The organism is Sodalis sp. dw_96 (genome assembly GCF_018449575.1).
GTDB lineage: Bacteria > Pseudomonadota > Gammaproteobacteria > Enterobacterales > Enterobacteriaceae > Acerihabitans.
This window is the reverse complement of sequence record NZ_JAAVUT010000010.1, coordinates 96,076-115,110: the sequence shown is the minus strand read 5'-3', so window position 1 is coordinate 115,110 and position 19,035 is coordinate 96,076. Positions and strand designations below refer to the sequence as shown.

Here is a 19,035-nt window from a genome sequence, read left to right as displayed (position 1 = left end):
GCTCACTCCTTTGAGTTCATTTATCATCCGGCCATAGAATGCACCCAAGCTTTACGGCGGCCTCCCGCACATTATCGCTGTCGAAAAGCAGGGCGATGGGAATGGGCAAGCCGGTCTGGCTGCGAATATTTTGCACGATGGCGACGGCGGTCAACGAGTCCAGTCCCAGGGAATGCAACGGCATATCCTCCCTCAGGGGCCCGACGGTGACCATCTTGCCGATTTCCCGCAGCAAAAATTGCAGGACGGCCACATGCCGCGCCTGGGGTGATGGGAGCGCCGCCAAGGTACAAACGATATCCGGCGTGTCCTGTGTCCGCCGGGTGATTTCCCCTGGGATCTCTTGGGGAGTAAGGCCACGGCCAAGGAGTTTTTCCAGGTCAGGCGCGGTGATATCCGCCACGATGGGATGTGCCGCGTTCTGTATCTGGCGCCGGACGCTCCACGCCATGACGTCGCCCGGATCGAGCAAACCCAGGCCGGCATCGGCGAACCTCCGCCGGTGCGCCGGGTCAAGGCGGGTGGTCATACCGCCCCGCCATGGTCCCCAGGCTATGGCCGCCGCCGGAAGTCCTTTGACTATCCGATAGCGGGCCAACGCCTCAATAAAGGCGTTGGCCGCGGCGTAAGCCCCCTGGCCCGGGGTGCCGATAACCGACGATAGGGAAGAGAAGAGCGCGAATATCTCCAGTTTCCGATCGGCCGTGGCGCGGTGGAGATTCCAGGCGCCGCAGACCTTTGGCTGAAAAACCCGCCGGACCCTATCCGCATTCATCTTCGCCAGCGGGGCGTCATCCAGCACGCCGGCCAGATGAAAAACCCCGGCCAGCGGTGGCATAAAACGATCCATGGCGCGGATCGCGGCGTCGATATCTTCCCGATGGGCCACATCTCCCTGGAACAGGCGCAGATGAAGAGCCCGCTGCTTATAATCCCGCGCCAGCGAGATCAATTCAGGCGTCAGCGCGGATCGGCCCAGCAGCATGACGCCGCCGGCGCCTTCGGAAAACAACCGTTCGGCCAGCAAACGTCCGGTTTCGCCGCAGCCGCCGGTAATGAGATAGCTGCCGTCCCGGCGAAGAGGCCGTGGGGCGGTATCCTGTGGCGGCAGGATCACCTTGCGTCCAAAGACCTTGTCAGCCTGCAGCCGGTACTCCGGCACCCGCGCCACGGATGCCAGCAATGCCGGTAACGGCTCCATACCGCCACCCGCCAGTGCCTGAACGGGCAACGCTATCATACCGCCCCAAATTGACGGATATTCTTTGGCAATGGTCCGCCCCAAGCCCCATAAAACGGCGCCGCCCATATCACAGCAGTGCTCTTCGGACCGGCTCAGGGTGACGGCCCATACTCGCAGTTGGCGACTTGCCGCGCTTTGGGCGGCGATATCGGCTATCCGGTTCAGGTCGCCGAAGGCCCGCATCTCGTGGTTCAGCCACTCCCTTGCCGTGAAGGATTCGCACGCATCCCCACAGCCGGCAAGATAAATCACCGTCCCCGACAGTGCGGTCAAAGAGGCGGTGGACAGAGCATCCCCTTGATGAATGAGGGTCGTTGCCCTGACTCCCGCCGCTGTCATGGCGTGCGCAAACGCCCGTGCATCGGCGCCGTCGCGGGCGATAATCGTACACTCTTTCAGCCGTGGCGCCGTGACCGGCCGGAGGGGGAGTTCGGCCCATTCAAAACGGTAAAGGGCGGCGGACGGGTCCGTAAACGGCGGCGTCAATGACGCCGCCTTCACTCTTTTCAGGGTGACCCGGTGAAAACAAGCAACGCACGTACCGCCGTCGGTGTACAGCCGGATGTCGCCGCACAGGGTTTCCACATCCGCCTTGAGGGATGAGGTCAGCGTTGCCTCTCCCCACAGGGGAGCCGTCATTTGTTGCCTGATGCGCAGATGGTCCACGCTCAGGGGAATAAAAAGGTCGCTGTGGGGGAACCGCCGCCGGAACGCCGCGAACAGGGCCTGGAAGCAGGCGTCTATCAACCCGGGAGACAGGGCCAGATAAGGGTCGGCCCGGTCGTCGGCTTCATTGCCCAGGGTGAAACAGGCCCGGCCCGCGGCGGGGTCGCACCAGAGTTCGGTTAACCAGCGAAACGACGGCCCTAATTGTAAACCGGAGGAATGCGCCCGCTGATAAAAATCTTCAACGTTCTGACGCTCCAGTAACTCGACGCGCTCTTTGAAACATTGTTGCACCGGCTCCGGATTTTCGCCGTCAGCCCCGAGGTTTATCGTCCCTCGGGAGAGAGCCAGCCGCCCTCGCCCGCGCTCATCGGCGGCGTCAAGGGTAAAATCCACCGCATCGGCGTCTTTGCGGCGCGGGCCAAAAGCCAGGGTAGCAATGGCGCTGTCGGCGGATTGCAGAATAAGCGGCCGGATGAAGACCAGGTTGGCAAGGGTAAAATCATAGGTTCTCAAATAGCGGTTAAGATGCGTGGTAATGACCGCGATATGTACCGCCCCCGGCACCACCAGATAGCCGAACATGCAGTGATCCGCCAGCAGCGGCTGCGCCTTTGCGCCCCAGACGGCCCGAAAGGAGAGATGTTCCAACGCCGGCCCCTGTGCCTCCCCCGCCAGTGAAGCGGCCTGACCGGCCGTCGGCGTTAACGGCAGCCAGCAGGAGGTATGTCGCCAGGGCGGGGGCGGCAGGGAGACGAGGTTGCCGCGATCTTTCATCACAACCCGCCAGTCAAGATCATGACCCGAGGAATAGAGCCGCGCGGCGCAATCAAGCAGTGACTGATACTGTGGCCTGCCCCGTTGCAACACACCTGCGGCCCGTGCCTGCCGTCCGGCTTTTCTCAGACAGTTATTGATATGCGGCGTCAGCGTGGCGCCGGGGCCTATTTCCAAAAAATCGTCGATGCCGGCGCGGAGCAAGCAGCCGATAGCCGCCGTGAATCGTACCGGCTGCCGGGCATTGGCGACCCAGTAACGGGAATCCATGCAGCGGCCCTCGACTATCTCTCCCCGGGTCGCGGAGGCCACAATCAGGTGGCTATCCATGGGCTCCAGGGGCGTAAACGCCGCCGACAGCGGGTCGCTGAGTTTTTCAATCTGCGGGCCATGGAAAGCGTAATGGGGATTGACGGGAAAAAATGTTAATCCGGCGTTTTCCAGCAGCGTTTTCAGATTGTCCGCCTGTGCCGCATCCACCGAGAGCACCGTCGACCCCGGGCTGTTCAAGGCCGCCACCGTCACACCGGGGCAATCTTTTAACAGCGTGCGGAGTTGCTCTTCGGCGGCGGCGACGGCTAACATTTTCCCATCCGAGCGGATGGCCTCCATAATCCGGCCTCGGGCGATAACCGCCGCCAGCGTCTGCACAAGGGAAAAAACGCCTCCGCAGCAGGCGGCGGAGAATTCACCCACGCTGTGCCCGGCTACCGCCGCCGGCCGGATGCCCCAGCCGGTGAGCATTGAAAAAAGCGAGGTTTGAATCGATACAATGCAGGGTTGGGCAATGGCGGTGGCGCTTAAATCGTCGCTGCTTCCCGCCCGTATCGCCTCCAGCACCGACCACCCGGCCAAACGACGCACTTCTGCGTCACAGCGCAGCATCCCCTGGCGAAAAACCGGCTCACAGGTCATCAATTCATCCACCATGCCGGGCCATTGCTCCCCTTGCCCGCTAAAGATCAGGGCAAGGCCGCCGGGAGAATGTTTAACCAACGTCTGTCCGGACTCAAGCCAACGAGTAATGGCGCAGGCGAGTCCGGCGGCGTTATCAGCGACAAAAGCCCGGCGATAAGGGTGGTGAGTTCGTGCGGTAGCCGCGGTATAGCAGAGATCGGCGGATGCCGTTTCCTGCGTTGAATCTTGTTGGGCCAGCAGGTCGGCAAACCGACCGGCCTGCCGTCGCAGCGCCGGCTCGCCGCTGGCGGACAGCGGCAGGACGAGCGCCGTTTGCCGCGGTCTTTCTTTCACCGCGCCTTCCGGCGCCGCCGCGACGATGGCATGGGCGTTGGTGCCGGACCAGCCGAAAGAACTGACCCCCGCACATTGCAGTAAACCGTTTGCCACCGGCCAGGGGGTCATTTTTTGCGGAAAAATCACCCGACGCCGGGATAAATCAATATGCGGATTAATCACGCTCAGGTGCGCCTGCGGCGGAATAACGCCGCGTTGCAGGGAGAGCACCACCTTGATAAATGACAGGATGCCCGCCGCCGCCTCGCAATGTCCCACATTGCCCTTGACCGAACCGACATAGCAGGGATGCCGTTCGGCCTGTTCTCCCAGCGCAGCGGAGATGGCGGCGATTTCGATGGGGTCCCCCAGCGGCGTGCCGGTGCCGTGCGCTTCGATATAACCGATATCCTCCGGCGCTGTCTGCGCCCGGGCCAATGCCTGTTTTATCAACGCCGTCTGAGCGTGGCCGCTGGGTGCGGTGAGCCCATTGGTTCGTCCGTCCTGATTAATCGCCGAACCGCGAATGACCGCCAGTATCCGATCTTCCCCCCGTTGCGCATCGGAAAGCCGTTTCAGCACCACCGCGCCGCAGCCGTCGCTCCTGACGATACCGTCGGCGGCGGCGTCAAAAGGTTTGCAGCGTCCGTCGGCCGCCATAAGATTCATGCGCGAGGTGGCCAGGGTAAATTCGGGAGCGATAATTATATTGACGCCCCCGGCAATCGCCCGGTCGCACTCTTGTTGCCGCAGGCTTTGGCAGGCCAGGTGCAGCGCCACCAGCGAAGAGGAACAGGCTGTATCAATAGTGATATTCGGCCCTTTCAGATCGTATAAATAGGCCAGCCTGCCGGACAGGACGCTGTTCGCCACCCCCGGACCGCTGAAGGCGTTGATACGCTGGATATCCGAAAAAACGTGCCGCGCGTAATCGCCGTTATAATTAACGGCGCCGACAAAGACGCCGGTCTGGCTCCCCGCTAAATCCCCCCGGGTCAGACCGGCATCTTCCAGCGCTTCCCAGGCAACCTCCAGAAATATTCGCTGTTGCGGGTCCATTTGCCGGGCTTCTTCGAAAGATATGCCGAAAAAATCATGGTCGAACCCATCGGCGGCAATAACGCCGCCCCAGCGAGTGGCGAGCTTGCCGGGCATCTGCGGATCGGGATGATACCAGGCTGCGTTATCCCAACGATGCGGAGGAATTTCCCCGACCGCATCCCGTTTGTCCGCCAGCAGTTGCCAGAATCCGTCGGCGGTGTCGGCGCCGGGAACCCGGCAGGCCAGTCCGGTAATCGCTATCGGTTCAGCCCGGCCGGCCTCCCGTTTCTCACTCACCGGGCGGGGGGTAAACGTCGTCCGTTTCAGTGGCGACGCCTGCCCGGTGTCGGAACGTTTATTCATAACGATTCTCCCTGTGAGGACTATTCATCTGGACGCGATTAAGAATAAACACCGTTAATTCAGCCAGGGTCGGATAATCCCATAGCAGCGTAACCGGCAGCGGGATACAGAATTCCCGTTGTAGCCGATTGCGCAGCTCGACCCCCGTCAATGAATCGATACCCGCGTCACGCAAGGGCAGACGGTCGGACAGGCGCTCGCCGTCACAACCGGCCAGGTCGGCCGCCTGTCGGCGAAGATAGCTCATGACCCGGGCGGCTCGTTGGCCGGGGGGGGCGGAAGATAATGCGGTGTGCGACGGGGCGGTTTTCGCCGGAAGGACCGCACCGGCCATGTCCTGAGTGAATCGTTCCGGCGCTCCGTAAACCTTGGCGATCCCATGGGCCGGAGCCGGGGCATCGTAAGCCATGGCAATCCCATGGGTCATTCCCGCCGCCAGGGCGCGAGATAACCACCCGATGCCTTCGGTCATGGTTAACGCCGGTAAGCGGGAGGAATTCATCAGCGCGGCTTCTGATAACGCCAGACCCGCGTCGGAGAAAGGCCCGAAACCAATGCTAAGGGCGGGTAGCCCCGACCCCCGACGCATCCAGGCCAGGGCATCCAAACAGGCATTGGCGGCGGCGTAACCCGCGTAGCGGGATAACCCCAATACCGACGATGCGGACGAGATCAGGATGAACTCTCTCACCGGCCGCTGTCGGGTAATGTGGTGAAGATTCATGGCGCCCTCGATTTTCGGGCGCATGACCTCGTAATGGATGGCGGCGCTATCATGCTGAAGAAAACCACCGCGAAAGAGTCCGGCCCCGTGGATAATGCCGTTTAACGGACCGAAAGCGGCTTCCGCATGGGAGACGACATTTTGCAATGCCGTCAGATTCGCCACATCGGCGGCATAGGTCCCTATCCTTGCGCCGCGCTGCTCAAGCCCGGCGACGGCGTGTCCCGTCGTCGCGTCAGCGCCCTTGCGGCCCATCAGCACAATGTTTTTAATGCCGCGATCGATAAGCCAGTGCGCCAGATGCAAGCCGAATGCGCCCAGGCCGCCACTTATCAGATAAAAACCCGTCGAATCGCTTATATAGGTTGATTTCAGCCTCTCGGGGGGCGGTCCCGGGCAAACGGCAAGCGCCGGCACATGGCACTGTTCGCCGCGCCAGGCGCTTTCAACCGGGCAATAGCCGCTAATGCCTCGCAAAAGACCGGTTAGGGCATTCTCAGAGAGCGGGATGTCGCCGTGGCTCGGATCGATATCGATAATGCGGCAATTTATCTCAGGGTGCTCAAGCCGCAACGTACGGGCCAACCCCCATAATAAGGCCGGTTCCGGCCGATTAACGGGTATGCCGCCCACCGGCTGGCAGCCGGCGGTGACGAGACAAAGTTCGGTATCGCCAAGGTTTTTCGTCGCCAGGGCCCGGATAAGATGAAGGAGCGGTTCAAGCACGAAACGCGCAGGGAAGCCGCCGTCGGCGGCCTTGCGCAAACCCCGGACGGGACGCGCCGGTAAATCCTCGTCGGTTGGCATGGACAAGCTCCGGAGATAGAGGATCTTAATGACCGGATATCTCTCCAGCAATCGGGAAAGGTGGTCCGGGTCGGCGGGGTTCACCGTCACGTTATGCCCATTGCCGTGGTCGTGATAGCGGTCGCCGCACGCTACCCATATCGCCTGCGCGCCAACGCCCCGGGCCGTGAGTTGCTTCGCAAGGGCGGGATCGGCAAATATCATCCGCCCCGCGCCGGCATAACCCGAGGCGTCGTCACTGTTATCTTCACCGTTATTTTCCCCGGCACGATTCCGGTCAGGTTCAGCGGGAGCGCGGGGCGCCGCAATCCATTGCAGCTCATACAGGTTTATTGGCGGCTTTCCCGGTGCGGTGCCTTCGCCATTGGCGTCGGCGCTGCGCGGACGGATGGGGTTATCATGCCGCCAAGGCGGTTCCGGCAGGATGATTTTGTCGCCCTGTCCCCCTAGCCGGCGCAGATCCGCTATCGAACCCAGGGTGTATAAGCTGCCCAACAGCCCTAATAAACGTTTATGCACAGGACCGGCCCCAGGCTTAAACCATTGTTCACAGCGGCTAACGGCAAGAGCGGTATCGCCATCCGGTATTGCCGCGTTATGGATGTCCAGCGTTAAGGGCATGATGGCCTTGAGATGATTTTCCCGCGCCGCCGCCAGGATTGCTTCCGCTTGTTCACCCGGGCAGACATGTGTCGCCGGCCGGTCCGGATTCCGGCGCAATTGGGCAATGGCGTCAGACAGCGTCAGGTCCCCATGCAGATGGGCGGCAATCACCCCGCCCTCGTCGGTGCCGATAAATTCGGCCCGCCCGGCCCCATACCAGAATAGCAATGCGGCCAGGGAAATTTGCTGCAGGAAGGCGGCGCCGACACCGCTCGAGTCTGATATAGAAAGGTTTTGCAGCGCCCGCTGGCCGCGTTTATACGTCAAACGAAAAACCGGCTGTTCAATCAATACCGCCAGATCCTCAGACGATATCCAGTGCCGGGCGGAACACAGCAGGCCGACCCGTTTGCTTGTCGCCGTTTGCGAGCTGGCGATATCAGCCCTTGCCGTTTCACCGTTGAACCCCCTCAACGCCTGTATTGCCTCCTCCTTTTCGGCAACGACAAACGCTGCCCGGTGGGCATAATGCGCTGTTCGGGCCGCCAGGGTGAAGCAGAGGTCTGATAACGAAACGGCCGGATCCTCAAGCAACGCCGCCAATTGGGCGCATCGCGCCCCAAGAACATCCGGGCAGCGCGCCGACACCGGTAGCAGCCAAAAGGCCTGTTTCGGCGGAGATTGTCGTTGCAACGGACCGGTACCGGCCTGAACGCTATTCGCCGTGCGTTGAGAAAGGTCAAAACCGTGACGGGATAACAACGCTATCGCTTCATCCATGATCTTGGGGGCAAATTGGTCTTTGCGGGCGCTGGCTACAGCCACATGCCTCTCGCCGTTATCCCGTAACAGTGTCGACAGCACCACGGGATGCGGCGAAATCTCGACGAACACTGTCCGTTTCCCGGCCATCACGATGTTGACGTGATCACACCAATAAAGCGGCTTTATCAACAGGTCTCGCCAATGCGTCCATGGCAGTCCGCCTGTCGCCGCATCGCCCCCGGCCATGGCCGAATAAAACGTTATTGCCGGCGGCGCGGCGGTTATTTTGGGCAGCGCCGCCTCCAGCTTTTCCCCCTGCCAATCCGTCACCGGCCGATGAACCGCAGCCGACGAGTTTACCGGCGCAAAGTCAATGCGTTGAGCTTTACAGGCCGACCTGAGAGCGGCCATTGTTTCCACAGAACCGGATACGACGGTGGCATGTTCCTGGTGCTGAATCGCGCGATCGATCGGAAGGCCGGTTTGTTTCAACAACGCCCCGGTTCGCGACCAGTCCAGGCCGATCAACGCCATCATTCCATGCTGGCCGGCGGCCCATTCGGCCTGGGCCAGTGAGATAGCAAATGCCTCCTCGAGAGACAGCATGCCCGCCCAATGAGCCGCGGCCAATTCGCCGATGCTATGCCCCAGCACCGCCGTCACCGCCAGTCCCCGGCTCTGCCAGATATCGGCGATGCCCAATTGAATGGCAAGATGACAGGGCCAGGCGATACGAATGTCGGTAAAATCTTCCTTGGGGGAGTACAGCCGTTGGGCCAGGGACCAACCGGCAAGTTTACCCACCGCCCCATCACAGGCTTTTATCCGGGAGCGAAAGACGGGATCGATACCCGCCAGCGCTAAACCCATACTGGTCCAATGCGATCCTTGCCCGGAGAATACCAGTGTCGCGCCGGGGACACCGGCAACCGAAGGCATCCCGGGGTGAATGGCCGCCGCACAGGCAACTGTCGACGCCATTGAATCATTGACCGCCGCACCGGAAAAGGCCGACGCCATTGAATTATTAACCGCCGCGCCTGTATTCGCAGTCATTTTGCAACCGCCGGGCGCGGCATCGCCGGCCTTTCCTGCGGACAGGGTATGATGCGTGGAGGGAGGCGTGTGATGTCGACTCTGCCAGGTATCGGCAATGATGGCGTGGGCATTGGTGCCGCCGAACCCAAAGGAACTCAGCGCCGCCAGGCGCCCTCGGCTGCCCGCGGGCCAGGGTACCCGCTGCCGGGGAATGGTTATGCCCAACTCCGCCAAATCGATATGGGGGTTGGGGTGATGAAAATTAGCCTGGGACGGTATCTCGCCGTCATGCATGGCGAGCAGGATCTTTATCAGCCCGGCCACTCCGGACGCGGCCTCGCAATGGCCGATATTGGCCTTCACCGATCCGACAATCAAGGGTCCGGTCCTGTTTTGCCCCTGGCAATACACCTTGGCGGCCGCGGCGGCCTCAATGGGATCACCCAACAGTGTTCCCGTGCCATGGGCCTCCAGATAGTCCACGTCCCCCGGCGAGATTCCCCCCTGACGGCACACCTCACGCATCAGTATCTCCTGCGCCCGCGCCGAAGGGGCGGTCAGGGAGGCGTTGTCACCATTGTTATTCACCCCGCTGGCGCATACCGTTCCATAAATAGGGTCGTCATCCCTAAGGGCCGCGCAAAGGGGTTTCAACAGGAGGATACCGCAGCCTTCGGCTCGCGCGTAGCCGTCGGCCTGCGCCGCAAAGGCATGACAGGCACCCGACGGCGAGATAACGCCGAGTGAATGCATGGCCGCGTTGCTGTGCTCGGACAGAATCACATTCACCCCGCCCGCCAGGGCGAATTCGCACTCTCCCGCTCGCAGACTTTGGCAGGCCAAATGGATGGCCACCAGGGATGAAGAACATGCCGTATTGATAGTCAGGGCCGGACCTGATAACCCAAGCAAAAACGACAGGCGCGCCGAGATAATACTGAGATCCATTCCGGTGGCGGAGTGCGCGGATATCTCCCCCGAGACGGCATAATGGGCAAAATCATTCCACATCGCCCCGATAAATACGCCCCCCCGCGCCTGTTTTAAGCTATGTGGATCAAGCCCCGCGTCCTCAATAGCGGACCAGCCGGCTTCCAGCACCAATTTCTGCTGCGGATCCATCTGCCGGGATTCATGACGAGAGATGCCGAAAATCCGCCGATCAAAGCCCGCCACATCAGGCAAAAAGCCGCCTCTGCATAATGGATTGCCCCACCGCTGATGAAACGCTCCGCCGATGAGACGGCCATCAGGCACCGGTCCCACGGCGCAACGACCCGCCCTGAGCAAGCGACGAAAACCCGCCGCGTCCCCGGCGCCCGGCAAGCGGCAGGCCAACCCGACAATGGCAATGGGTTCAAGGGTGGCGGCTCGTTCGGCCTTGATTTCATTCACCGGGGAGCGCGCCGGCGCAGGGGTGAGATCGGTAAGATAGCCGGCCAATTCAGCGGCGGAGGGATAGGCCCAGAACACCGTCAGCGGCACAACCCGATGGAGTCGCTGTGACAGACGACCCATAAAAGCGGCGGCGGCGACGGAATCCTGAATTCGTGACCCCATGGGGTCATGGGGGGAAATAAACCCAGTGCCGCCCAGGTCCAGTTCTTGAAGAATAATATTGACTGTTCCGTTATAGTCTGGCTGTATTTTCATGCAAATAATCCCTTTGCGTAATAATCCCTTCAGCTTAAAATTACATATTTAATACAGTTTAGATATTCTATAAAATTCTATAATTTTCCGCACTGATATTTATTGATAAACAAGAAATACCATTATTCGCCAAAGATAGCAACTTGGTTTTTTTTGATAAAAATGGCGCTACTGCTAGTGATGAAATCATTAAAAGTCCAATTTAGGCGAATGAGTTAACACCTTAGTGAATTTTTCTCAAAACGCAATATAATACCGAAAACATCATGAAATAGAGTAAACTGTAATTACCTCATCGTTATGAAAGATAATAGACCCGAAACAAACAGTCTGGGAAATCTGAGGCCCTATCCACAAATTCGATGATAACTCAATTCATTAATCTCTTGTCAGCCAGCAGCGAATATAACTCTTTTTCCATATTCACCATAAGCAAGGAAGGGAGACGGCCCAGACCACCATCGGGATATGCAGCCAAAATGAGTTCAAGCATATCGCCATAGGTTTCGACTTCACAACTCAGAGGTGATTCGGCGAGCTCATCATCGGTCCGGCCTATGCGCACCTCTTCAGGGGCCAGCCGGTAAGCAAGAATATCCGGTGAACACCGGCGGTCGCCGACGAAATTAAAACTGACGGCCGGCATCGACGGCCTTTGCACCCGGGCTACCGGTGCGTAGAACCAGGCTGCATAATCGGCGGCGGACTCCATGGCGGCATATAATCCTTGTTTCAAGGCAACGATGGCGTCGGTAATTTCTTTATAACAACGGACTGAAAACCATGCGGGGACGGGGAATGCCGCCGAACCCACCAGGTCATGCACCGTCGTTTGCCAATCACCGATAAATTGTGGCGCGAACCAGAGCGTTATGGCAACGGAACCTTCTCCATAGACAGCGGATAACGCGCGCAGGAAAAGCAACAAAAAAAACTCCGATAGACCAAGGCCGTGACTGCGAGCGGCACATTTCAACCGATCAAGGCTTTCGCCGTCAAAGCGCCGGGTTTCGGTTTTCCGGTTCTTCATTAAACAGACTGAACGCTCCGCCAAGGCTGTGCCCGCCATAATATCAAGGCGTTCACCTTCCGGGGGCTTTAAAAAAGCGCAACCCTGTCCCCTGAGCAAATGGTGGCGATTGACCAACTCCTCTCCAAGGCGGCGGTAATGCCCGCTGGCCCGCCGTGGGATACATTCTCCTTTGGCCGCTCGCCGGTAGGCCCATGAAAATTCCCGCCAAAGGATCCTGCTGGAAATACCGTCGCACATCAGGTGATTAATGATAAATAACAATCGTTGATGCTGATGGTTTGGGCTGGTAAAAAGACAATAGCGGAATAAAGGCGGAACCCCGGCGGACATTATTTTTCTTGTTTCATTCACATACGCCAATAGTTCTACCTGTCGCGTATCCGCCAGGGGTGATGACGGACGGCATTCAAACGCCTGACTGAAACAGGGATCGTCCGCGGCGAGAATAGTTGTTCGGCTATCAAAACCGTTAAAGGTAAAACGTGCCCGCAGCATTTCGTATTTAGCCGCCAGATGCCGTACCGCAACCTCTGCATAGACCGGTGATAGCCGCTCCAACGGCACCAAAACCTCACCGAAAAAAAGATTCATCGGCCTTATAGAATATTTAATATCGTAAAGTTGACCAAGCTGTAGTCGCATCATGCGGTTCCTCCGTCCTGACTACAGGCTAACAAGAATTATGCCGTCATACCAGAGAGGTAAGATCTTAAATATCTCAGCATCACAGTAGATTCATTGCATTGCCAATAAATTAATGGATAACCCTTATGCCGCCTAAGGTAAATACGAATCCCAACTTACTCGATAAAGAATAGAATCACCTAAGTTAATTCTTGATATACAAAAAAACCATTTTATGTACATTTTTTAACCTGAATAATAAAAATAGCAATTGACGCACTGCTGTATGCCTGCAATAAGTCCAGTCGCATACTCATTTTTGACATTCGGTCCAAAGGATCTTACAACGTGATCTTCATCAAATTTTGAATGATAAAATACTTACATAATTTCCGTATAAGAAAAATAGCTTACCTATGTACCCGGAAGAATGAGTGACAAAAACTTCTTATTTAGAGAAAGCTGCTTTTATAAATTATTCATTATCAATTTTAACGTCAAAAAGAGCCATCTCATGCTGCTGATAAAAACGACATTTGCAGGATCCAGCACGTAAAAAGCTCCAGCCATTACCCAAGGTGTAATGAACCGGGATGTCGTTAGAAAGAAAAATAGCTAAATGACATTATGACGCTGAGGAGAAAAATTTATGTTGCATCTAATGTATCTTTATAAGCCCACTCTGCAAGCCCGCCGGGATCTGACGGCATTTTGGCAATGGGTATCAGATCGTGATAAATGGTTCTACGGACGGCTGTCCATGGCACAAAACAAACGCTGGTATATTCGGACCGTGGGCGAGGATGATTATTGCCTGGAACATTACGTTTCGTTCGCCGATAGCGAGGCCTTGGGGGAGTATTGCAAATCGGTGGTGGAACTATGTGAAAGTCCGGAATGGGGAAAACGGTATATTGAGCAGGAGAATTGGTGGGACATCATGGATTATCGATTATTAACCGATGCGCCAATCAATGTTTTGCATTAACGCCCTATTGCCAGAGAGGGTGAATACACGCGATTAAAAATTATCTCGGCACTTATCTCGGCACTATTGATGGATTGAAAATAGTGAATTTAGGCGGTGGCCCCGGTTTTTTCTCGCGCTGGCTGAAGGAAAACGGCGCTGGCGAGGTCGTAGGCTATGACATTTCCGAAGGCATGCTTAATCATGCCAGGAACCGTGAGAAAAAAGATCCTAAAATGTTCAAAGCCCCTTTAACCAAAGCCGCTGGTGCTGCTTCTGTAATTTTTCCCGGAACTGCCTGCGTATGGACGCGATCGCCTCGTCTGGGGGCTGGGTGGAGGCGGCACGGATATCGCGGCAATAGAGAATATGCAGCCCGATGGGGCTCTCCACTACCTCGCTGATGCCTGGCGCCGACATCTCGAATAACACCTTATCCAGCATGTCGAACAGCAACCCGCGGCTGATCCAGCCCAGGTTGCCGCCGTCCAGCGCGGTGGGACATTGCGAGTGGCGCTGGGCCAACTGGGCGAACTGTCCGTTGTCGTCTTCAAGATGTGCATGTATCTCGTTTATGCGTTGGCGCACCTGGTCGGGCTGGCAATCCGGCTGATCCTCGTCCACCGCCAATAAAATATGGCTGCACTGGCGCTGTTCGGGCCGGAGAAATTGCGCCTGGTGCGCTTTGTACCAGTCCACCACTCGCTGTTCGTCCGGCTCCGGGGCCTGTTCGGCCACCCGGGCCAGGACTTTTTCCAGCAAGACCTGATGCGCCATGGCACGATAGAGACCGTTGCGATCCAGACCGCTGCGCGCCAAGTGCGCCGGCCAATCGCCCTGGTCGGCCATCCGTAAATCCAACGCGTCCAGCGCGGCCAGAATATCGCTTTCCGGCGCGAGCAGGCCCCACTGGGCGGCCTGCTCTTCTATCCGGCTTTCCAGGATGACCTGGCGGTGATATTGCCGCTCGAATTCATCTGATTCCTCCGCGTTCAATAACCACGGTGGATTGCGGTATAACGACTGCGATAATGTCAACCGGGTATAAACCTGCCACTGCTGCATTGCGTTCACCCTCCCTCTAGCTTTCGCATACCTGTGCCGCCAGCGCTACTTCCGGCACCTGGAACAACCGGCCGTCGAACAGCACCACATAGGACATGGGCTGCCTGTCGCGGATTTCATCCATTATCTGCCCGACCTGTCCGGCCACCACCACCGGCTGGCCGCCAATGGCCAGCGGCAACGCGGCGCTGACCCAATCGCCGTACTGGAATTCGCCGGCAATCCACGGGGCGCTGCCGGAAATCAACTCCTGTTCCCGGCAACCGACGATGCGGTCTTCTTCCACAAAATGGACCTGGTAAATCAGAGTATCCTGCAGGAAACTGCCCCACTCCCGGACATAACCGATGCTGCCTTTACGCACCAGCAGCGTCCCGCGGGCAATGCCCGGGAAAGTCCCGTCATTGCGCAATGAACGGATAACTCTGACCTGGGAGCCGAAATCATAACTGGGCTTCACGACTGTACCTCCGTCAAGGAGCTCAAAGGTATGAAATAACGTTTGTTATTATTGCGCTGGTACACCGCCAGGCCGGACTGTGTGGCCAACGTGCCCTGCAAAAAGTGGTCATAACTCAACCCCAGCAGATGCCGGGCAAGGGTCCAGTGCGCCTTGTCGCGGGCCGTCACCCCGGCTTCTCCCTCGGGGATATTCTCCAGCGGTACGCTGATGATGGCAGCCAGCCGCTGGTGGAAATCACCCATGATATGCATACGCTTGGCGACAATAACCGACGGATCGTAAGGCAATTCAAAAAAGTCGAAAAAGCTCTCGGCGGTATCAATCTCATCAATACCCGGTATTGCGTTAAACCATTCCATATCAGCCCCCCGAGCAGAGTGCCAGGCCCATGTCCGGTCCCAGTACGCCGAATAATTCGTTATATAATTGCTGTAATTGCGCGTCCGACGGGCTGTGTTTCCACACCTCGGCGCGGCTGCGCAGCACCAGCAGCAGTTGCTCCGCCTGGCTCGCCATCAGCGTATAGCCCAAATCGGCAAAAATACGCGTCACGGCGTGTCGGCCGGAATGTTTGCCCAGTACCAGTGTGTGACGGCGGCCGAAACGGGCCGGATCGATGCTCTGATAGCAGGCGGCATTCTTCAGTAAACCGGCGACATGGATGCCCGATTCATGAGTGAACACCTGTTCCCCCACCAGCGGCTGCTGCGGGTCGATGGGCCGGCGGGCCGCCACGGACACCTGACGGCACAGAGCGGGCAATTGTTCGAAACGTATACCGGTCTCCATATGCAGGCAGGTATCCAACGCCATAGCCACGCTTTCCAGCGACGCATTGCCGGCCCGTTCGCCTAATCCGTTTACCGTGGTATTGACGTGGGTGGCGCCGGCCCGCACCGCTGCCAGGGTATTGGCGGTGGCAAGGCCGAGATCGTTATGGGCGTGCATTTCGATTTCGCCACTCCAGTGACCGCGTAACGCTTTGATGCTGTCGTAGGTGGCGAAAGGATCCAGTACCCCGAGGGTATCGGCAAAACGCAGCCGCAGCGCGCCGGCATCGCCGGCCACCCGCGCTATCTGCCCTAACTCCTCGTCGCTGGCGCGGGAGGCGTCTTCACAGCCCACGCTTACCCGCAGCCCGCACTGGCGGGCATAAAGAATATGGCTTGCCAGCTCCTGCGCCATTTGCGGCCAGTTCAAGCGCAATTTATAGTCGCGCATTTGGGCCGAGGCCGGCAGCGAGACATCCACCCAGTCCAATCCCAGTTCCGCCGCCAGCCTGATTTCCTTGCGGTTGAGACGGCACCAGGCCATTAACGTCTGGCCCGGCAACGCCTGCCGGATCTGGGCGATGCGCCGGCACTCCTCATCCCCCATCGCCGGCGTTCCCACCTCCAGCTCACCGACCCCGATCTCGGTCAACGCGGCGGCGATGGCCAGTTTTTCCGCGGCGCTGAAGGCGACGCCGGGGCTTTGTTCACCATCACGCAGCGTGGTGTCGTTAATCACGATAGCGGTCATTGGTCTGTTCCTGTGGTTAACCGTAGGTGGGGACAAAACCGCTGTTATCCGCCGCCATCATGGGGTGATCCCCTTGCCAGTAGGGTGAAAGCGCCCGCAAACGGGCAATCATCGGCGGCAACTGCTCAATGACATAATCAATCTCTTTCTCGCGGGTATAACGAGACAACGAGAAACGGATGGTGCCGTGGGCGGCGGTATAAGGAATGCCCATGGCGCGCATGACGTGGGAAGGTTCCAGCGAACCGGACGTACAGGCGCTGCCGCTGGAGGCGGCAATCTGGCAGTGATTGAGCAGCAGTAAAATCGCCTCGCCCTCGATATATTCAAACGCGATATTCACCGTATTCGGCGTTCTCGGCTGCGTACCGCCCATCACCAGAGTATAAGGAATGGCGCTGGTTATGCTGTGTTGTAACTTATCCCGCAGAGAGGCAATCTGGTCCGCCATCATCGGCAGATGAATATCCGCCAGCTCCGCCGCCGCGCCCATGCCGACGATGCCGGCGATATTCTCGGTACCGGCGCGGCGTCCCCGTTCCTGGTGGCCGCCGCGCAATAAGGGCCTGAAGCGGGTGCCGCGCCGGACATAAAGACCCCCGACGCCTTTGGGGCCGTGAAACTTATGACCTGAACAGGAGAGCATATCGATTTCACTGTCCGCCAGCGAGACCGGAATTTTCCCTACCGCCTGCACCCCATCGCAATGAAACAGGGTGCCCGCCCGGTGGGCCAGTTCAGCCATCTCCCGTACCGGATTGATCACCCCGGTTTCATTATTTGCCCACATTACGGTGACCAGCGCAACCTTGTCGCTCAAAGCCGCCCGATAAACGTCCAAATCCAGCGCCCCGTCGCCGTCCACCGGCACACGGTGAATCACATAACCCTGTCGCTCCAACCGTTCGCACACCTGCAGCGTCGCCGGGTGCTCCACAACGGTGGTGATGATTTCCCGGCGTTCCGGGTAGGCTTCCACCGCGGAAAGGATCGCCGTGGAGGTGGCCTCGGTGGCGCACGAGGTGAAAATGATTTCACTGTCGTGGCGGGCGCCCAACAGGCTGGCCACCTGTTCCCGCGCACGCTCCAGGGCGATACCGGCGGGCTGGCCGAAATCATGGATGGAAGAAGGGTTCCCGTAATGTTCGCTGAGGAACGGCATCATCGCTTCCAATACCATGGGATCGATACGGGTTGTGGCGTTATTATCCAGATATACAGGTTTCATCGGCTTGCCTCATTACACTGCGCTGGTGGAGATGGTGGCTGTGTCCGACACCACATGCATAAAACGGCCCAGGCGTTCGATTAATTTCTGCTGTAGCCAGGCCAGAGTCATATCGGTCATCATGCAACCGCTGCAACTGCCGGAAAGCGATACCGTGACCTGTTTTTCGGTGACATCGAGCAGCCGCATGTCGCCGCCATCGGCCTGGATATGCGGACGCAGCCCGGCAATGACCTCTTCCACCGCCAGCCAGTTTTCGTCGTGGGGCTTCTCAGGCGCCTTGGACATAACCGGCTGCTGACTCAGGATTTCACTTAAGGTCTGTTCGATTTTTTCATGACAGGAAGTGCAGCCGCCGCCGGCCTTGGTGTAATTAATCACATCCTCTAGCGTCGTGAGGTTGTTTTGCAACACCGCCCGGCGGATATGGCCTTCGTCGACGCCGAAGCATTTGCAGATCAACGCCCCTTCCTCGTGATCCGCTTCCGGCGCCTCGCCGCGGAACTGCGCGATAGCGGCCCGCAGCGCTTCCTGGCCCATCACTGAACAATGCATTTTTTCCGGCGGCAGGCCGTCGAGATAATCGGCGATCTGTTTATTGGTCAGCTGTGAGGCTTCGGTGAGAGTGCGGCCGATAATCAGTTCGGTCAGGGCGGACGACGAAGCAATGGCGCTGCCGCAGCCAAAGGTCTGGAAACCCGCCTCTTCGATCACTTCAGTGGCCGGATCCACGCGCAGCATCAGCCGGAGCGCATCGCCGCAGCTGATGGAACCGACATCCCCTATAGCGTTCGCCTGTTCGACGACTTTGGCATTACGCGGATGAAAAAAATGATCTTTAACTTTTTCTGAATAATTCCACATAAATTTTTCTCCTACTCACAGTATTGCCTGTGGTGTTGCGCATACCTGATTGTCGCAGTGACAGGCTGTCCCCTGCAGTTGTAGTTCAATCCATATTCCCGGCTCTTGCCCCTGGACGCCCGCCTGGATCACCGCCCGATGTAAATAGGGCCAGTGCGTGATGGCGGCGATTAACACCAGTCCCTGATAGCTGACGGGGTAATCCTCCTCCCGCTGCCGGCGGGTCCACTCCAGGGTCACTTGCCCGCCCTGGCAACTGTCGCCATCCAGCTTGATGCGTAAACCGGCGCAGGGACCGGTAAGCTGTTGCTGTAAGGTCAAGAGCTGTTGCAAGGCTTCCGCTTCGATCTGAATCAT

11 protein-coding genes are annotated in these 19,035 nt (G+C 58.3%); 1 reads left to right on the top strand and 10 read right to left on the bottom strand.

Annotation, left to right across the window (positions count from 1 at the left end; genetic code table 11):
* Nucleotides 1–16: 16 nt before the first annotated feature.
* From HB631_RS16165 to HB631_RS16155, 3 genes are all read right to left on the bottom strand, one after another.
* Nucleotides 17–5,323: a type I polyketide synthase gene (locus HB631_RS16165; RefSeq protein WP_213992196.1), complete on the bottom strand. Its 5,307-nt coding sequence runs from the start codon at nt 5,321–5,323 to the stop codon at nt 17–19.
* Entirely contained in the window at nt 5,316–10,913 is a 5,598-nt protein-coding gene (locus HB631_RS16160; RefSeq protein WP_213992195.1) for a type I polyketide synthase, read from the bottom strand. The genes HB631_RS16165 and HB631_RS16160 overlap by 8 nt, the downstream gene beginning before the upstream one ends.
* Nucleotides 10,914–11,283: 370 nt before the next feature.
* The gene (locus HB631_RS16155) at nt 11,284–12,591 is read right to left on the bottom strand and encodes a condensation domain-containing protein (protein WP_213992194.1); all 1,308 of its coding nucleotides are present in this window, start codon (nt 12,589–12,591) and stop codon (nt 11,284–11,286) included.
* A 628-nt stretch (nt 12,592–13,219) separates the two neighbouring features.
* Here HB631_RS16155 and HB631_RS16150 point away from each other — a divergent pair.
* The gene (locus tag HB631_RS16150) at nt 13,220–13,558 is read left to right on the top strand and encodes a hypothetical protein (protein WP_213992193.1); all 339 of its coding nucleotides are present in this window, start codon (nt 13,220–13,222) and stop codon (nt 13,556–13,558) included.
* 219 nt (nt 13,559–13,777) lie between these two features.
* Here HB631_RS16150 and nifM read toward each other — a convergent pair whose 3' ends face one another.
* Genes nifM through HB631_RS16115 form a run of 7 tightly spaced genes read right to left on the bottom strand, consistent with a single transcriptional unit; the run spans nt 13,778 to nt 19,035 of the window.
* Entirely contained in the window at nt 13,778–14,602 is an 825-nt protein-coding gene (gene nifM, locus HB631_RS16145) for a nitrogen fixation protein NifM (RefSeq protein WP_213992192.1), read from the bottom strand.
* A 16-nt stretch (nt 14,603–14,618) separates the two neighbouring features.
* The gene (locus tag HB631_RS16140; protein WP_213992191.1) at nt 14,619–15,062 is read right to left on the bottom strand and encodes a nitrogen fixation protein NifZ; all 444 of its coding nucleotides are present in this window, start codon (nt 15,060–15,062) and stop codon (nt 14,619–14,621) included.
* Nucleotides 15,059–15,424 (bottom strand): nitrogenase-stabilizing/protective protein NifW, encoded by a 366-nt coding sequence (locus HB631_RS16135; protein WP_213992190.1) that lies wholly within the window; start codon nt 15,422–15,424, stop codon nt 15,059–15,061. Before HB631_RS16135 ends, HB631_RS16140 begins: the two co-directional genes overlap by 4 nt.
* A gap of 1 nt (nt 15,425) precedes the next feature.
* The gene (nifV, locus tag HB631_RS16130; RefSeq protein ID WP_213992189.1) at nt 15,426–16,586 is read right to left on the bottom strand and encodes a homocitrate synthase; all 1,161 of its coding nucleotides are present in this window, start codon (nt 16,584–16,586) and stop codon (nt 15,426–15,428) included.
* A gap of 16 nt (nt 16,587–16,602) precedes the next feature.
* Entirely contained in the window at nt 16,603–17,814 is a 1,212-nt protein-coding gene (gene nifS / locus HB631_RS16125) for a cysteine desulfurase NifS (protein ID WP_213992188.1), read from the bottom strand.
* 12 nt (nt 17,815–17,826) lie between these two features.
* Complete coding sequence (nifU, locus tag HB631_RS16120) at nt 17,827–18,678, bottom strand: Fe-S cluster assembly protein NifU (protein WP_213992187.1); 852 nt, start codon at nt 18,676–18,678, stop codon at nt 17,827–17,829.
* Nucleotides 18,679–18,693: 15 nt separating this feature from the next.
* Entirely contained in the window at nt 18,694–19,035 is a 342-nt protein-coding gene (locus tag HB631_RS16115) for a hypothetical protein (protein WP_213992186.1), read from the bottom strand.